This window comes from Vibrio breoganii, assembly GCF_001677275.1.
In the GTDB taxonomy this organism is placed as follows: Bacteria; Pseudomonadota; Gammaproteobacteria; order Enterobacterales; family Vibrionaceae; genus Vibrio; species Vibrio breoganii.
On the sequence record NZ_CP016177.1, the window covers coordinates 242384 to 258850 of the forward strand.

Below are 16467 nucleotides of genomic sequence, written 5' to 3' on the forward strand. Positions count from 1 at the left end.
TATTAGATTAATATGTCTGGGAGGTGAATTTATCATAAAAGCTTGGCACAGCCACCTCCAACCAAAAATAGGGGTTGCTAAACGTGCCGCCAATAAAGCCAACATGCCCTCCATTAGCGACCAAGTGATAGTCGATATTGTTGTTGAGCTTAAACTTAGGGACGACTTCATCGGTCATAAATGGGTCATCCTTGGCGTGAATGACGTTAATAGGGATGGTCACGCTATTGAGCTTTGGAAGACCTGAACAACGAGTATAGTAGTCGCTAGCATTGGCGTAGCCATGCAGTGGTGCGGTAATAGCATTATCGAACTGATGTAAGAAGCGCATGTTCTTTACGGTATCTACATCGATCTCTAGTGCCTCTTCCAATAAATGAATCTTTTGCAAAGCTGTCTGCTTCAAAGAATCCAACAGATAGTGATGATAGAGCCTTGAGAAGCCTTGTTCGATACGTCGAGAGCAAGCGGCCAGATCGAGAGGAGCACAAATGATGGTGGCTTCATCTATGATTGGCTGATCCGCATACCGAGCCAAATAGTTCACCAGCATGTTTCCCCCCAGTGAGATCCCAACCGCCACCTTAGGATTATTGGGAAATCGACGGTTGAGGTGTTCGAGGAAAAATCTCGCATCCTCGGTCTCGCCAGAGTGATAGGCACGCGCTTGCTTGTTGGGCTTACCGCTACAACCTCGAAAATGCATCATCACAGATAACCACCCTTTCTCGGAAAAAGAGTGCATCAGCCCATGTGCATAAGGACTGTTAAAGCTACCTTCCAAGCCATGAAATAGGATGAAGATAGGCTTGTTGGCGACGGAGTTACATTGCCAATCGTCGCTCCAAGCTAAATCTATAAAGTCATTATCTGGTGTGGTCAAGGTTTCCCAAGCCGGTGTGAACAGCGGTTGTTTGCGAATAAACCGTGGCATTAGTGTTTGAAGGTGAGGGTTCTTCATTGCCCAAGAGGGAGAGAAGGATTTCATCATGGCCTTTGCTTATTGAAGATAACCGCTAAATGCTCAGCCCCGAGTTGATGACAATAGTCGTCTGCAAGGTGTGGCGCTTCCACCTGAGTGAGTTCAATTCGATGAATGATGTCTATGATGTCAGCCTGTTGCTGGCGCTCAAGTTGCAGTTCGAATTGCAGTGAGTCTCTATACAAAGACTCTGGCAGGTGTTGCTTACTTTTACGTCTCAACTCACGAAAATGAAGCAATAGTGCTTCAGTGCGCCCCAAGCTTTGTATTATCTGTGGCCACTGAGAGGTCGGGAAAGTGAGTCCGTGCTCATCAAGCCACTTCAATGCCAACAGTAGATTAACGTTGCCATGGAAGTGGTTTTGCAGGTTGAGACACGCCTCTTTTATCTCCCGCATCGAGTAGTACTGCAAACTGAATTGCCAAAGGCTCTCGATGGTTAGGTGATCGTTAGGCGTGTTGTTGTTCATTCTGCGTCGAGGTTAGCCTGCATCTCTTCAAGGGATTCTTGCTCGGTCATCCATTCCATCTCCACATCCTCAAGCTCTGACTTAGCGCTAGCCTGTTGGCCAAGCACTTGAGTAAGTTTAGACTTATTTTCTGCTTGATACAGTTCGGTATCACCAAGTTGCTCTTCGCACAGCTCTAACACATTGTTGAGCTTATCCATTTTCTTTTCTAAAGCCGTGATATTTTTGCGAATCGGAGCGGTGAGCTTTCGAAACTCCGCTTCTTTTCTTTTTTGGTCTTTCTTGGCCGAGGCAGAATTAACGCTCGATTTAACCACTTCCTTTGATTGCGCTTTCTTAATTTCTTTTTGCTGCTCGGTTAGCCACTTGTAGTAGTCATTTAGATCACCATCAAAAGGCTCTACCTGCTTATCATGCACTAGGTAAAGATCATCGGTAGTCGCACGCAGCAAGTATCTATCATGGCTTACGATAACCATTGCACCCTCAAAGGTTTGCAGGGCTAGGGTTAGCGCTTGACGCATATCGAGGTCAAGGTGGTTGGTTGGCTCATCGAGAAGCAAAAGGTTAGGCTTTTGCCAAACCAGCAATGCCAATACTAAACGAGCCTTTTCGCCCCCAGAGAATGGCGCTACCTTATCCAGCGCTTTTTCGCCCTGAAAGCCAAAGCTACCTAAGTAATCTCGAAGCTGCTGCTCTGTATGATTTGGGGCAATCTGCATCAGATGCTGTAGGGGCGTTTCTTCTGGGTGAAGCGTTTCCAGTTGGTGCTGAGCAAAGTAGCCAATCTTCACGCCTTGCGAATACGTAAGCTCACCGCTCTTTGACGCTAACTCACCAGACAGCAACTTGATCAGGGTCGATTTACCGGCGCCGTTACGCCCTAGCAAACCTATACGACTACCGGGAACGAGATTCAAGCGGATTTTATCTAAGATCAAAGTGTCATCGTAGCCTGCGGATACTTGGTCCATCATCACGATAGGGTTAGGTAGCGCGGTTGGCTCGCGAAACTCAAAGCTGAATGGATTATCAAACTGAGCGGGTAAAACCTGTTCCATTTTTTCTAGGGCTTTTATTCGACTTTGTGCCTGACGTGCCTTAGAGGCTTTATAACGGAAGCGGTCGATATAGCTCTGCATATGTGTCATCTGCTTTTGTTGCTTCTGATACATAGCTTGTTGAAGTACTAGCTTCTGGGCACGCTGGGTTTCAAATGACGAGTAGTTACCCGTGTATTCGTTGAGATCTTGATTTTCGATATGGATAATGCGACCCACTACAGGATCTAAGAAGTCTCTATCGTGAGAAATCAGCACCAAGGTGCCTCTATAGTTTTGCAACCAACGCTCAAGCCACATGACGGCATCGAGATCCAAGTGGTTGGTAGGCTCATCGAGAAGCAGCAAATCTGAGCGGCATAGCAGTGCTTGAGCGAGGTTCAAGCGCATGCGCCAACCCCCCGAAAACTGAGTCAGATTCCACTCCATTTGTGCTTGAGAAAAGCCTAAACCATCGAGGAGTTCAGCCGCTCGAGCACGAATAGAATAGCCACCAATAGTCTCTATCTTCCCATGCAACTCGGCCACCTTGGTGCCGTTGTCGTCTTTTTCAGCTTGGACTAAGTCAGCTTCTAGCTGGCGATATTCTCTGTCGCCATCGATAACATATTCAATTGCTGTGCGTTCAAGGGCAGGCGTTTCCTGTGCAACCCAAGCGAGCTCCCAATGCTTTGGTTGCTTGAAGTCACCCGCATCAATGCTGAGCTCATCCTTCATCAAAGCAAACAGGGTTGATTTACCACACCCGTTTTTCCCAACAAGGCCGACTTTGTCGCCGGGATGAATTGTGGCAGAAGCGTCTTGCAGAAGGGCTTTGCCTCCGCGCAATAATTGAATGTCTGAAATCGTAATCATGAGAATGCTGAGCGTTAATCAAATATGTTGGCTCGCATATTAGGTGGAATAGGGGTAAAAGTCGATCTCTTGGCGTGATAGGATAAACCTAACGTAACAGTTAAGGAATGTGTCAAGGAATGACAAAGCTGTCTGCTTACCCGCCGAATATCCCAAGAGTGCTAGTCATATACGCGCATCCCGAACCAGACAGTTCGGTTGCCAACCAGTGCATGATCGAAAAAATAAAAGATCTGCCAAATGTGACTGTGCACGACTTATACGCAGAATACCCTGACTTCTTTATTGATATCGCTCTTGAGCATCAGCGCCTCTTAGAGCATGACTTGATTGTGTTTCAACACCCTATGTTCCTTTATTCCTGCCCATCACTGCTCAAAGAGTGGATGGATCGTGTATTAGATAAAGGGTTCGCCTTCGGCTCTCAATGCGCCTTGAAAGATAAACATTGGCGTAGCGTGATTACGACAGGTGGGCAAAAGTCGGCATTTTCTCCCGGGGGATACAATAAATATCCCTTAGAGCAGATCCTTCAACCCTTTGAGCTTACGGCAGCCCTTTGCCAGATGAACTGGATTGAGCCTTTGGTGTTGTATTGGTCGAGAACCGTATCCGACACCACTCGTGAAGAGCACGCGTTTCAATATCGACAGTGGTTATCGGATCCCTTTGCGACTCAACCTAGTCTGGAGGAGTACACCGATGGCCATGAATAATGAGCTGATTGAGAGTGGGGTACTGTTTCTTGGTGCTGCGGTTGTGGCTGTTCCATTGGCGCAACGCCTTGGATTGGGCAGCGTCTTAGGTTATTTGCTGGCGGGTGTGGTTATTGGTCCGTGGGGGCTTTCCTTGATCAGCGATGTTGATGCAATACTGCACTTCTCTGAGCTAGGGGTGGTACTGCTACTGTTTCTGATTGGCTTAGAGCTAAATCCGAAAAAGCTGTGGGCGATGCGAATGCCCATATTGGGCTTGGGCGGCGCTCAAGTCATAGTAACAACCCTATTTCTTTCTATGGTGGCCTATCTACTGGGTCAGTCGTGGATGAGCAGTCTTGCCATTGGTATGGGGTTGGCACTGTCGTCTACCGCCATTGCTCTGCGTGTTATTGATGAGCAAGGATTGGCTGGCTCCGAAACTGGCCAGTCAGGCTTTGCAGTGCTGCTGTTCCAAGATATTGCCGTCATTCCAATGCTGGCGTTATTGCCATTGCTTGCCGGAGAGGTGGCAGGCAATTGGGCTGATGTAGGCCTAAAGCTATCTGCGGTCGTGGCCTTGCTGGTGGCTGGCCACTTTTTGCTAAGACCCTTATTTAGATTTGTACTCTCTACGGGCACCCGAGAACTCTTCACTGCTGCGGCACTTCTGGTGGTGTTTGGCATTGCGGTATTTATGCAGCACCTTGGTTTATCGATGGCGCTGGGGACATTCTTAGCTGGGGTACTGTTGGCTGAGAGCGAATATAGGCACGAGCTAGAGATCACGATTGAGCCGTTCAAAGGGTTGTTACTGGGGCTGTTCTTCATCTCGGTAGGCATGTCCGTTAACTTAGGTTTGTTGATAGAGAATCCATTACTAATATTGGCAACAGTTGTGGGACTCGTTACGGCAAAAGGACTGATCTTGTATGTGCTCGCGCGACTGTTTGGCACCAAGTCCAAATCCAGAAGTCGAATGGCGGCCATACTTAGCCAGGGGGGCGAGTTTGCCTTCGTCATATTTACAGCTGCCCTTGGTTTCGGATTGCTTTCGGTGCCTGTTGCGAGCTTCTTGTTGGTGGTAGTGAGTCTATCTATGGTCACCACGCCCTTGATTCTGAAAGTGCAGACTTGGGTGTATTCACGTAGCATCAACACACCCGAAGAAACGGAATCCCATGAGCAGGTACAAGATCGCAGACCAAGAGTGATAGTGGCAGGGTTTGGTCGCTTTGGTCAGGTGGTAGGTCGGTTGATGTATGCCAACAAGGTGAAGATCACCATCTTGGAAAGCGATGCCAGTCAGATAAAGCTATTGCGTAAGTTTGGCTACAAGGTGTATTACGGAGAGGCCACGAACATTGATTTGTTGAGGGCGGCAGGGGCACATAATGCAGAAGCGATTGTACTGTGTACCGATGATCCGGATGAAATTATCCAAACTATCGAGTTGTGTCAGCAGCACTTTCCGCACCTTAAGATATTAGCTCGCGCTCGAAGCCGCGTAGAGGCTTATCAATTGTTGAACCATGGTGTCACCAGTTATTCTAGAGAAACCTTCTTAGGTGCTCTGGATCTTGGACGCCAATTGCTCATTGCACTTGGCATGCACCCCCATCAAGCCTCTCGAGCCGAAAAGCACTTTAATAAATTGGATAACACTATGTTGAAAGAGTTGCTTCCTCAACACAGTGATGAGAGCAATTTAGCCTTGCGTGCCAAAGAAGCACGTAAAGAGCTAGAAGAGATCTTTGATCGAGAAATTGAGAATGAGCGTCAATCGAGCAATTACTGGAACAAAAAAGATGAAGATTAAGAAGCGATTTATTGCAGGCGCAGCTTGCCCAGAGTGCAGCGATACCGATAGTTTGCGCTGGTGGGAAGAGAATAATGTTGAATGGGTAGAGTGTGTTAGCTGTGATTTCAAAGAGCAGCGTCTTCCTGCTGATCAGCAAGAGCAAGTGGGTGAGCAAGACCTGATTGGGATCTTTAAACCTGAATAGCATTAAGCGCTAGCCATAGCAGAGGTTAATCTGTATTATTGCGCCTCTTTTTTGAACAGTTGAATAACCAACTTTTTGGAGTGACTATGAAAATCGACAATAACTCAGTAGTAAGCCTAGCGTATCAAGTAAAAGTTGAAGAAGGCGTAGTTGTTGATCAAGCGGGTGTTGATGCACCATTGGATTATCTACACGGACACAACAACCTAGTAGTTGGTTTAGAAAAAGCGCTTGCTGGCCGTACTATCGGTGATAAGTTCAGCGTAACGGTAGCTCCAGAAGAAGCATACGGTGAGCATAGCGATGCTATGGTTCAACGTGTTCCTGCTGATGTTTTCCAAGGCGTTGACCAAATCGAAGTGGGCATGCGTTTCCTAGCTGACACTGACCAAGGTCCAATCCCTGTAGAAATCACTGAAGTAGACGGTGACGAAGTAGTGGTTGACGGTAATCACATGCTAGCTGGCCAAACTCTTACTTTTGACGTTGAAGTGGTAGCAATCCGCGAAGCGACTGAGTCTGAGATCGAACATGGTCACATTCACAAAGAAGGTGGCTGTGGCCACGGTCATGACCACGGTGATGATCACGAATGTTGTGGTGGCAAAGGCGATTGCGGTAAAGGCGACGATTGCTGCTCTAACGACTAAGCGGTTTTTACAACCTTAATGTGCTAAAAGCGCATTTCGAGATTGTTTCGCTATAATGAGCCTCCCACCCAGTGGGAGGCTTTTTTGGTTTTAAGACGAAGGAAATGTTATGCAGCCACCAATCAGTATTGCCATCCATGGCGGAGCCGGCACCATATTGCGCAGCAAAATGAGCGAACAACTTAAGCAAGAAATGCTTGCGGTATTAGAGGCCTCCGTTCGCGCCGGCTATGAAGTCTTGCAAGCCAATGGCGATGCTGCTGATGCCACGATAGCGGCAGTAAAGGTAATGGAAGATTCACCTCATTTTAATGCAGGTAAAGGCTCTGTATTGACCCATGAAGAGTCAATTGAAATGGATGCCTCAATTATGCACGGCAAAGCCCTCAATGCGGGGGCAGTGGCTGGGATCAAAGGCATCAAAAATCCCATTGAACTTGCCAATGCCGTGATGTTGAACAGCGATCATGTGTTTTTGATAGCCGATGGCGCTCATCGATTTGCACAGTCACAAGGCTTTGAATTTCTGGATGAAGAGTACTTTGTAACAGAGCGCAGACGCCAGCAACTGCAGAGCATGAAAGAAAAGGGCATTTTTGCCTTATCTGAGAGCAAGTACCCTGATGATAAAAAATTTGGCACTGTAGGTGCGGTTGCTCTGGATTGTTTTGGGAATCTTGCGGCTGCCACAAGTACTGGTGGCGTCACCAACAAAAAATTTGGTCGAGTAGGCGATAGCCCAATCATAGGTGCGGGTACTTATGCTGAAAACGGCAATGTAGCGGTATCGACGACAGGTGTAGGTGAGCACTTTATCCGTAAAACGGTGGCATCAGATCTTGCAGCAAGGATGCGTTATCTTAAAGAGGACGTCCACGCTGCCAGTGAGCAAGTCATTCATGGTGAACTCGAAGCTATGGGGGGAGAAGGCGGCTTGATTGCCTTGGATTCTAACGGTGATATTCACTTTGCGATGAACAGCTCAGGAATGTATCGCGCCAGCATTGATGCCCAAGGTTCTATTACCGTGAAAATCTATGCTGACGAATAAATAGTGGGACGTAGCGCCTTGTGCTCGCCTCTTTAGTAATGAGGAGGCGGTGTTTCTTCAGTGGGATCCGCTAGGTTCGAGGCATCAATATTTTTAACCTTACCCACAACATACTTCATCTGGTGCTGCATCTTCGAGATAAGGATCTGTTGCTGACTAAGGGCGTCATTGAGCTCATCGATGGTTTGTTCTTGGAATGCAGCCTTGCACTCAAGGTCATCAATCTTCTGATTGAGTTGCTGAATTAAAGTAGAAATCTCAGTCGTGTTGGACATCAAAGCGAGCCTATAAAGTCGATAATGGCTCGCAGTTTACCCCAGATCATCATTCCCTTCATCTTTTAGGGAACTATTATAAATAACTGTGTCTAAAAGCCCATCGCTCGCAATTTTACTTAGAAATGACAATAAATAGTTGTCTAGACGCAATTATAATTCGTACACTGATCTGTAATTTGTTAATTTTAATAAGATTAACGATAAATAATCTGCACTAAAAAGTGCTCGTAGCAAATGGCGCAGCCATGATTTGGAGAACTCAATGAAACCAATGCTAAAACTTTCTCTGCTTGCAGCAACTGTTGCTCTAGCAGTAGGTTGTCAAAAAGAAGAAGCACCAAAGACAGAAACTGCAGCAGCAGCTCCAGCAGAAGCAGCAGCAATGCAATTCAACTCTGACGACGATAAAGCGGCATACGCAATCGGTGTTTCGTTCGCTACTTACCTAAAAGCAAGTGTAGAGAAGCCTCAAGAAATCGGCATTGAACTTAGCGATGAGATGGTACTTAAAGGTATTACTGATGCGTTTGGTGGTAATGCGGGTCTTAACGAAGATGAAATCCGTCAAGCTCTTGAAGGCCTTGATGCTCGCGTAAGTGAGCAAATGGCTGCTCAAGCTGCAGAGAAATCAGCAGCTGCAATCAAAGCAGGCGAAGACTTCCGTGCAGAATTTGCTAAACAAGACGGCGTAATGCAAACAGAGTCAGGCATTCTTTACCAAGTAGAGAAGCAAGGCGACGGCGCAACACCTAAAGAAACTGACGTTGTTAAAGTGCACTATGTGGGCACACTAACAGACGGCACTCAGTTCGACAGCTCAATTGAGCGTGGCGAACCAGCGACATTCCCTCTTAACCGAGTGATTCCTGGTTGGACTGAAGGCGTTCAGCTAATGCAAGTGGGTTCTAAGTACAAGTTCGTTATCCCACCAGAGCTTGCATACGGTGACCAAGAGTCTCCAGCTATCCCTGCTAACTCAACACTAGTGTTTGAAGTTGAGCTATTGGATATTGAAGCTCCAGCTGCACAGTAAGCGTTAAAAAATACTTATGAAACCGAGGCTTGCCTCGGTTTTTTTGTATTTTGTTTATGACTCAGATCAGAATATTGCGGTGTTGACTCAGGCAGGACTCTCTTTTTTAAAATATTCTGATAAACTTTGACTTAATATTTGAATTCTGAACATGGACAAGCGCGTGAACACAGAAACTCTCGATACAGAATCGCTTTTAGAGTTGGAATCCGTTGATGTTAAGCCCTTTACGGAGCATGACAAGATCATCCTGCGCTCATATGAGGCTGTGGTTGATGGCATAGCGAGTTTAATTGGACAATTCTGTGAGATCGTTCTTCACTCTCTAGAGGATCTCAACACCTCTGCTATCCGTATCGCCAATGGTGAGAATACCGGTCGCCAAGTAGGTTCGCCGATTACCGACCTAGCGTTGAAGATGCTGAAAGACATCGAAGGCTCTGAGCGTAATTTTTCTCGTGCTTACTTTACCCGTGCTAAAGGCGGAGTATTGATGAAGTCTATTACCGTTGCTATCCGCAATGGCGATAATCGAGTTATTGGCCTTTTGTGTATGAATGTCAACTTGGACGCACCCTTCTCTCAAGTGCTGCACTCGTTCATGCCAACAGAAGAAGCAGAAGCTGCTGCATCATCGGTAAACTTTGCTAGTGATGTAGAAGAGCTGGTGGACCAAACCGTTGAGCGCACCATTGATGAAGTCAATGCGGACAAGATGGTCTCTAACAATACCAAGAATCGTCAGATCGTTATGGAGCTGTACGATAAGGGTATCTTCGATATTAAAGATGCCATCAACCGTGTAGCAGATCGTCTCAACATCTCTAAACACACCGTTTATCTCTACATTCGTCAGCGTAAGACTGAGGAAGAGTAGTTTGAGCCTATCGTACACCTTAGTGGTCAGTGGCGAGGTTTATGGTGAGCAATCTAGTTTAAATGCTTACCAATTTGCTGAAGCACTGATAAAAAAGGGACACCGTTTAGTCAGCGTGTTCTTTTATCAACAAGGGGTAACGAACGGTAATGGCCTTACCGTTCCGGCGAACGATGAGTTTGATCTAGTGTCTGCCTGGCAGCAATTGGCTGCGGAACATGGCGTGTTATTGCAAACCTGTGTAGCAGCAGCACTGCGAAGAGGTATTGTTGGCAAAGAAGAATCTGAGCAACATCAGCTTGCACAATCAAATCTTGCAGATGGTTTTGAGCAATCGGGTCTAGGGAGTTTGGCTGAGGCGCTATTGACTCAGGATAGGGTAGTGCAGTTTTGAAGAAGATTACCTTTGTATTTACCAGTACCCCGCACAGCACAGCGCAAGGTAGGGAAGGCCTAGATGCCATTCTCGCGACGTCTGCGTACAGTGAGAACCTGCAACTGGTCTTTGTTGGGGATGGGGTGAGTCAGCTATTAAAACAGCAGCAACCGCAATCTATCCTTAGCCGAGATTACATCTCTGCATTTCGTTTACTGGATCTCTATGAAGTCGAAGAGGTGTATGTGTGTAGCGAAAGCCTGAATGAATTAGGCTTTACTCAGCAAGAGCTGTTCTTGGACGCAGAACTTTTAGATAGCGAAGGGATAGCACACAAGCTTGCCACTTCTGATGTCGTACTAAGGTTTTAGTCATGCTTCATATTGTTTCTCGTTTACACAGCCTAGAGACTCTATCTCGCTATGTTTCAGCCAAGGACACGGTGCTATTGGTGGAAGAAGCGGTGTACGCAGCGAACCCTAAACACAAAAAACATGCACTATTACCCTCTATTGAGGTTAAAGCGCTTCAGCCTGACCTCATAGCTAGAGGTTTGGAGAGCGTATGTGCGTCACATATCGAAGCGGTCGACTTTGCTGGATTCGTGGATCTCACGGCCGAACACAGCAAATCCATTACTTGGTAAGCACTTTTCTGCGTGTTTATGTCCGATCTAGGCACGATCTGATAAGGATCTGCCTACTGGTTAAAAAAGATCTGTATATTTCTTGACACCCCCCCCATCCCCGAATAGAATTTCGCGTCCCTAATTGCACTAGTGTGATAGGGCTTAGATTTTTCACAAAGCTTACTTTAAGTAATCAGGAGCTAGTTAATGGCAACTATTAACCAGTTGGTACGTAAGCCTCGTGCAAAGCAAGTTGTTAAAAGCAACGTGCCTGCACTAGAAGCGTGCCCACAAAAACGTGGTGTATGTACTCGTGTTTACACTACTACACCAAAAAAACCTAACTCAGCACTTCGTAAGGTTTGCCGTGTTCGTCTAACGAACGGCTTTGAAGTGACTTCGTACATCGGCGGTGAAGGCCACAACCTTCAAGAGCACAGTGTTGTTCTTATCCGTGGCGGTCGTGTTAAAGACCTTCCAGGTGTGCGTTACCACACTGTTCGCGGTGCACTTGACTGTGCAGGCGTAAACGACCGTAAACAAGGTCGTTCTAAGTACGGTGTGAAGCGTCCTAAGTCTTAATGGATTCCGTTAAGTAAGGCCAAACACTAAATTAAATTTTAATTTTGAAGAAACTGTAAAGTTTTGGATAACCTGAAGAAGACAACGGAGAATTCCTATGCCACGTCGTCGCGTTATTGGTCAGCGTAAGATCCTTCCAGATCCTAAGTTCAAATCTGAACTGCTGGCAAAATTCGTTAACATCCTTATGGTTGACGGAAAGAAATCTACTGCAGAGAAAATTGTTTACACTGCACTAGAAACTATGGCTGAGAAGTCTGGTAAAGACCACTTAGCTGTATTTGAAGAAGCTCTTGAAAATGTTCGCCCAGCGGTAGAGGTTAAATCTCGCCGTGTAGGTGGTTCAACTTACCAAGTACCTGTAGAAGTTCGTCCGGTTCGCCGTAACGCTCTTGCTATGCGTTGGTTGGTTGAAGCTGCGCGTAAGCGTGGTGAAAAATCTATGGCTCAACGCCTAGCTGCTGAAATGCTAGACGCGTCTGAGAACAAAGGTACTGCGGTTAAGAAACGTGAAGACGTTCACCGCATGGCTGACGCTAACAAAGCGTTCGCACACTACCGCTGGTAATCCCTCGGTAATACCTTTAGTGCAGCGAGCTTTGCTCGCTGCATTTCTCTATTTTTCAGAAAGGAAAAATAGGGTCTATTCATATTTTTAAAGCTCTTTTTAAAATATTAATAGTCCCTAATAAGAGGATACAATCGTGGCTCGTAAAACTCCTATTGAGCACTACCGTAATATCGGTATCGTGGCTCACGTAGATGCAGGTAAAACAACCACAAGTGAGCGTATTCTATTCTATACCGGTCTCTCCCATAAAATTGGTGAGGTTCATGACGGCGCAGCAATCATGGACTGGATGGAGCAAGAGCAAGAGCGTGGTATTACTATCACATCTGCGGCTACCACCACCTTTTGGCGCGGTATGGAAGCTCAATTCCCAGATCATCGCATCAACATCATTGATACCCCAGGACACGTAGACTTCACTATCGAAGTAGAGCGCTCATTGCGCGTACTTGATGGTGCTGTAGTGGTATTCTGTGGCGCGTCTGGTGTTGAGCCTCAATCTGAAACCGTTTGGCGTCAAGCTGACAAATACGGTGTTCCTCGTCTAGTGTTCGTTAACAAAATGGACCGTACGGGTGCAGATTTCTTGCGTGTTGTCGATCAAATTGAAGAGCGTCTTGGCGCAACTCCAATTCCAATCCAACTAAACGTAGGTACGGAAGAAGAGTTTGCTGGCGTTGTTGACCTTATCAAGATGAAGCGCATCAGCTGGAACGAAGCTGATCAAGGTATGTCTTTCTCTTATGAAGATATCCCTGCTGACATGCTTGAAAGTGCTGAAGAGTGGCGCATTAACTTGGTTGAAGCAGCCGCTGAAGCCAATGAAGAGCTCATGGACAAATACCTTGAAGAGGGTGAACTAAGCGAAGCGGAGATCAAGCAAGGTCTACGTATCCGCACCCTTAACAATGAAATCGTGTTGGCAACGTGCGGAAGTGCTTTCAAAAACAAGGGTGTTCAAGCTGTACTTGATGCTGTTGTTGACTTCCTACCATCTCCAGTGGATGTTCCTGCGATTCAAGGCGTAGACGAAAACGAAAAAGAAGTTGAGCGTCATGCCGACGACAAAGAACCGTTTTCAGCACTAGCATTTAAGATTGCGACAGACCCGTTTGTAGGTACGTTGAGCTTTGTGCGTGTGTATTCTGGTGTTGTCAAAACCGCGGATACGGTCTACAACTCAGTAAAACAGAAAAAAGAACGTCTTGGTCGTATTGTGCAAATGCACTCGAACAAGCGTGAAGAAGTGAAAGAAGTACGAGCAGGCGATATTGCCGCTGTAATCGGTCTTAAAGACGTAACTACAGGTGATACCTTGTGCGATATGAACCACAAAGTGATTCTAGAGCGCATGGAGTTCCCTGATCCAGTTATTCAGATTGTGGTTGAGCCAAGATCTCAAGCAGACCAAGATAAAATGGCCATTGCTTTAGAAAAACTTGCTGCGGAAGATCCTTCTTTCCACGTGGAAATGGACGAAGAAACAGGTCAGACACTGATCTCAGGTATGGGTGAGCTTCACCTTGATATCATCGTCGACCGTATGAAGCGTGAATTTAATGTTGGTTGTAACGTAGGTAACCCTCAAGTGGCTTACCGAGAAGCGATTCGTGGTACAACTGAGATTGAAGGTAAATTTATTCGCCAGGGTGAGCGTAACCAATACGGTCACGTATGGCTTAAACTTGAGCCGTCTGAACCCGGCGAAGGTTTTGTTTTTGAAAACGATATTGTGGATGGTGTGGTTCCAAGTGAATACATCAATTCGGTATCGAAAGGTATCGAAGAGCAAATGATCAATGGTGTGCTTGCCGGCTATCCTATGCAGGATGTCAAAGCGACTTTGTTCGATGGTTCTTACCACGATGTTGACTCAAGTGAGATAGCGTTTAGAATCGCTGCCTCAATGGCGTTCAGGGATGGTGCTCTTAAGGCACAACCAGTTCTCCTTGAACCAATGATGAAAGTTGAAGTAACTACTCCAGAAGACTGGATGGGTAGTGTAGTGGGTGACCTAAACCGTCGCCGCGGCATTATTGAGGGCATGGAAGATGGTACTGCAGGACTCAAAGTAGTCCGTGCGCAGGTTCCACTGTCTGTCATGTTTGGTTATTCAACTGACTTGCGTTCGGCGACACAAGGCCGTGCTTCTTACTCTATGGAGTTTAGTGAGTACGCCGAAGTGCCGAAGAATGTGGCTGATGCTATTATTGCCGAGCGTGGTTAATAGTTTAGGCGTTGTATAGACCTGATGAAATTTTCAGATCAGCACGCCTAAATATTGCGCTAAAGGCGTTTGATGCTTAAAATAGCAAATTCTGGCGCGCCTCGACTATGTCTGGTCGCGGCGAATCATAACTAGGAAGGAACACGATCGTGTCTAAAGAAAAATTTGAACGTACGAAACCGCACGTAAACGTTGGTACTATCGGCCACGTTGACCACGGTAAAACAACTCTAACTGCAGCTATCTGTACTACTCTTTCAAAAGTATACGGTGGTGAAGCTAAAGACTTCGCATCTATCGATAATGCTCCTGAAGAGCGTGAGCGCGGTATCACAATCGCTACTTCTCACGTTGAGTACGATACTCCTGATCGTCACTACGCACACGTAGACTGTCCTGGACACGCCGATTATGTTAAAAACATGATCACTGGTGCTGCTCAAATGGACGGCGGTATCCTAGTTGTTGCTGCGACTGATGGCCCTATGCCTCAAACTCGTGAGCACATCCTACTTGGTCGTCAGGTTGGTATTCCTTACATCATCGTATTCATGAACAAATGTGACATGGTTGATGACGAAGAACTACTTGAGCTAGTAGAAATGGAAGTTCGTGAACTTCTTTCTGAGTACGATTACCCAGGTGATGACCTACCAGTAATCCAAGGTTCTGCACTTGGCGCTCTAAACGGCGAAAAGCAGTGGGAAGACAAGATCGTTGAGCTTGCAGAAGCACTAGATTCTTACATTCCACTTCCAGAGCGTGCTGTTGACCTACCGTTCCTACTTCCTATTGAAGATGTATTCTCAATTCAAGGTCGTGGTACTGTTGTTACTGGTCGTATCGAGCGCGGTATCCTACGCGTAGGTGACGAAGTAGAAATCGTTGGTATCAAAGAAACTACTCTTACTACTTGTACTGGTGTTGAAATGTTCCGTAAGCTGCTTGACGAAGGTCGTGCAGGTGAGAACGTTGGTGCACTACTACGTGGTACTAAGCGTGATGACGTTGAACGTGGCCAAGTACTTGCTGCTAAAGGTTCTATCAACCCTCACACTAAATTTGAGTCAGAAGTGTACGTTCTTTCTAAAGACGAAGGCGGCCGTCACACTCCTTTCTTCAAAGGTTACCGTCCACAGTTCTACTTCCGTACAACTGACGTAACAGGCGACATCACTCTACCTGAAGGCGTAGAAATGGTAATGCCAGGTGACAACGTTCAAATGACTGTTGAGCTAATCGCTCCAATCGCAATGGACGAAGGTCTACGTTTCGCAATCCGCGAAGGTGGCCGTACTGTAGGTGCTGGTGTTGTTGCTAAGATCTTTGACTAATATTTAGTTAAAATCTTGCGATACTCTTCCTCGGAAGAAACCGCACTTGAAAAGGGGAGCTTCGGCTTCCCTTTTTGCTCTCTGTAGCTACTAGCTTTGAGCTGCTAGCTGTAAGATTGATATTTCCTCCCACTGAAGGCTTGAAGCTTGCAGCTGAACTCCGATTATTTTTCACACACCCCTTGCATCCCATTCTGCGATCTGTATAATGCCTCCCACTGACTTAGGTCGGTTTGTGAACCAATGAGCACTGAGGGGCTAGGTTTTTCCTAGGTAACGTATACTCAGCTTATGTTCGCGGTTAATACAATTAATAAATAGCGTTAAGCTACAAGTTAATCGAAAATTAACTGACAATGCTTCCTGATTTTGGAGGCTACGGTTTCACATAAATCAATCGGCATTCCCTTATCTTTTTAAGTGTGAGTGGCGATATTGTTTGTGTATTTAATTATTAATTGGAGCTCTGTCTCATGCAGAACCAACGTATTCGTATCCGCCTTAAAGCTTTCGATTATAAACTAATCGATGCTTCAACTGCGGAAATCGTTGAAACAGCAAAACGTACTGGCGCACAGGTTCGTGGTCCTATTCCACTACCTACTCGTAAAGAGCGTTTCACTGTTCTAACTTCCCCACACGTTAACAAAGACGCACGTGACCAGTACGAAATTCGTACTCACAAGCGTTTGATCGACATCGTAGAACCAACTGACAAGACTGTAGATGCTCTTATGCGTCTAGACCTTGCTGCTGGTGTTGATGTTCAAATCAGCTTAGGTTAAGGGAGA

The 16467-nt window shown here is 46.2% G+C and carries 19 protein-coding genes; 15 read left to right on the plus strand and 4 right to left on the minus strand.

Annotation, left to right across the window (positions count from 1 at the left end; genetic code table 11):
* Nucleotides 1-7 precede the first annotated feature (7 nt).
* The 3 genes from A6E01_RS01165 to A6E01_RS01175 are packed head-to-tail and all read right to left on the minus strand — an operon-like array spanning nucleotide 8 to nucleotide 3368.
* On the minus strand, nucleotides 8-988 hold the full coding sequence (locus A6E01_RS01165; RefSeq protein ID WP_026026227.1) for a hydrolase: 981 nt from the start codon (nucleotides 986-988) through the stop codon (nucleotides 8-10).
* Nucleotides 988-1452, minus strand: coding sequence for a TIGR02444 family protein (locus A6E01_RS01170; RefSeq protein WP_017029451.1), 465 nt, complete (start codon nucleotides 1450-1452; stop codon nucleotides 988-990). The genes A6E01_RS01165 and A6E01_RS01170 overlap by 1 nt, the downstream gene beginning before the upstream one ends.
* Nucleotides 1449-3368 carry an ABC transporter ATP-binding protein gene (locus A6E01_RS01175; protein WP_065209413.1) on the minus strand — a complete coding sequence of 640 codons (1920 nt, stop codon included), beginning with the start codon at nucleotides 3366-3368 and terminating at the stop codon, nucleotides 1449-1451. Before A6E01_RS01175 ends, A6E01_RS01170 begins: the two co-directional genes overlap by 4 nt.
* 119 nt (nucleotides 3369-3487) lie before the next feature.
* Here A6E01_RS01175 and kefG point away from each other — a divergent pair, with 119 nt between their 5' ends.
* From kefG to A6E01_RS01200, 5 genes are all read left to right on the plus strand, one after another.
* Nucleotides 3488-4084 (plus strand): glutathione-regulated potassium-efflux system ancillary protein KefG, encoded by a 597-nt coding sequence (gene kefG / locus A6E01_RS01180; RefSeq protein WP_017029453.1) that lies wholly within the window; start codon nucleotides 3488-3490, stop codon nucleotides 4082-4084.
* Nucleotides 4071-5882 (plus strand): glutathione-regulated potassium-efflux system protein KefB, encoded by a 1812-nt coding sequence (kefB, locus tag A6E01_RS01185; protein WP_017031388.1) that lies wholly within the window; start codon nucleotides 4071-4073, stop codon nucleotides 5880-5882. The genes kefG and kefB overlap by 14 nt, the downstream gene beginning before the upstream one ends.
* Complete coding sequence (locus A6E01_RS01190) at nucleotides 5872-6069, plus strand: YheV family putative zinc ribbon protein (protein ID WP_017029455.1); 198 nt, start codon at nucleotides 5872-5874, stop codon at nucleotides 6067-6069. Before kefB ends, A6E01_RS01190 begins: the two co-directional genes overlap by 11 nt.
* Before the next feature lie 86 nt (nucleotides 6070-6155).
* Complete coding sequence (slyD, locus tag A6E01_RS01195) at nucleotides 6156-6719, plus strand: peptidylprolyl isomerase (protein ID WP_017029456.1); 564 nt, start codon at nucleotides 6156-6158, stop codon at nucleotides 6717-6719.
* Nucleotides 6720-6828: 109 nt separating this feature from the next.
* Nucleotides 6829-7770, plus strand: a complete 942-nt coding sequence (locus tag A6E01_RS01200; protein WP_065209414.1) for an isoaspartyl peptidase/L-asparaginase family protein — start codon at nucleotides 6829-6831, stop codon at nucleotides 7768-7770.
* Nucleotides 7771-7802: 32 nt separating this feature from the next.
* On the opposite strand, the gene A6E01_RS01205 is transcribed toward A6E01_RS01200, so the two are convergent.
* On the minus strand, nucleotides 7803-8045 hold the full coding sequence (locus A6E01_RS01205; RefSeq protein ID WP_017029458.1) for a SlyX family protein: 243 nt from the start codon (nucleotides 8043-8045) through the stop codon (nucleotides 7803-7805).
* A 265-nt stretch (nucleotides 8046-8310) separates the two neighbouring features.
* On the opposite strand from A6E01_RS01205, the gene fkpA reads away from it, so the two are divergent.
* The 10 genes from fkpA (at nucleotide 8311) to rpsJ (ending at nucleotide 16461) form a co-directional block, all read left to right on the plus strand.
* Nucleotides 8311-9081: an FKBP-type peptidyl-prolyl cis-trans isomerase gene (gene fkpA / locus A6E01_RS01210; protein ID WP_017031385.1), complete on the plus strand. Its 771-nt coding sequence runs from the start codon at nucleotides 8311-8313 to the stop codon at nucleotides 9079-9081.
* 151 nt (nucleotides 9082-9232) lie between these two features.
* A complete protein-coding gene (locus A6E01_RS01215) occupies nucleotides 9233-9958 on the plus strand; it encodes a helix-turn-helix transcriptional regulator (RefSeq protein ID WP_017029460.1) in 726 nt (241 codons plus the stop codon).
* A gap of 1 nt (nucleotide 9959) precedes the next feature.
* Nucleotides 9960-10352 (plus strand): sulfurtransferase complex subunit TusD, encoded by a 393-nt coding sequence (gene tusD, locus A6E01_RS01220; RefSeq protein WP_017031384.1) that lies wholly within the window; start codon nucleotides 9960-9962, stop codon nucleotides 10350-10352.
* Entirely contained in the window at nucleotides 10349-10705 is a 357-nt protein-coding gene (gene tusC, locus A6E01_RS01225; protein ID WP_065209415.1) for a sulfurtransferase complex subunit TusC, read from the plus strand. The genes tusD and tusC overlap by 4 nt, the downstream gene beginning before the upstream one ends.
* Before the next feature lie 2 nt (nucleotides 10706-10707).
* The gene (gene tusB, locus A6E01_RS01230; protein ID WP_017242608.1) at nucleotides 10708-10980 is read left to right on the plus strand and encodes a sulfurtransferase complex subunit TusB; all 273 of its coding nucleotides are present in this window, start codon (nucleotides 10708-10710) and stop codon (nucleotides 10978-10980) included.
* A 189-nt stretch (nucleotides 10981-11169) separates the two neighbouring features.
* Complete coding sequence (gene rpsL / locus A6E01_RS01235) at nucleotides 11170-11544, plus strand: 30S ribosomal protein S12 (RefSeq protein ID WP_004399892.1); 375 nt, start codon at nucleotides 11170-11172, stop codon at nucleotides 11542-11544.
* A 97-nt stretch (nucleotides 11545-11641) separates the two neighbouring features.
* On the plus strand, nucleotides 11642-12112 hold the full coding sequence (rpsG, locus tag A6E01_RS01240; RefSeq protein ID WP_017029464.1) for a 30S ribosomal protein S7: 471 nt from the start codon (nucleotides 11642-11644) through the stop codon (nucleotides 12110-12112).
* Between the two features lie 136 nt (nucleotides 12113-12248).
* Nucleotides 12249-14342: an elongation factor G gene (gene fusA, locus A6E01_RS01245; protein WP_017031382.1), complete on the plus strand. Its 2094-nt coding sequence runs from the start codon at nucleotides 12249-12251 to the stop codon at nucleotides 14340-14342.
* A 149-nt stretch (nucleotides 14343-14491) separates the two neighbouring features.
* The gene (gene tuf / locus A6E01_RS01250) at nucleotides 14492-15676 is read left to right on the plus strand and encodes an elongation factor Tu (protein ID WP_065209416.1); all 1185 of its coding nucleotides are present in this window, start codon (nucleotides 14492-14494) and stop codon (nucleotides 15674-15676) included.
* Nucleotides 15677-16149: 473 nt separating this feature from the next.
* Nucleotides 16150-16461: a 30S ribosomal protein S10 gene (gene rpsJ, locus A6E01_RS01255; RefSeq protein ID WP_004736761.1), complete on the plus strand. Its 312-nt coding sequence runs from the start codon at nucleotides 16150-16152 to the stop codon at nucleotides 16459-16461.
* Nucleotides 16462-16467: the final 6 nt, after the last annotated feature.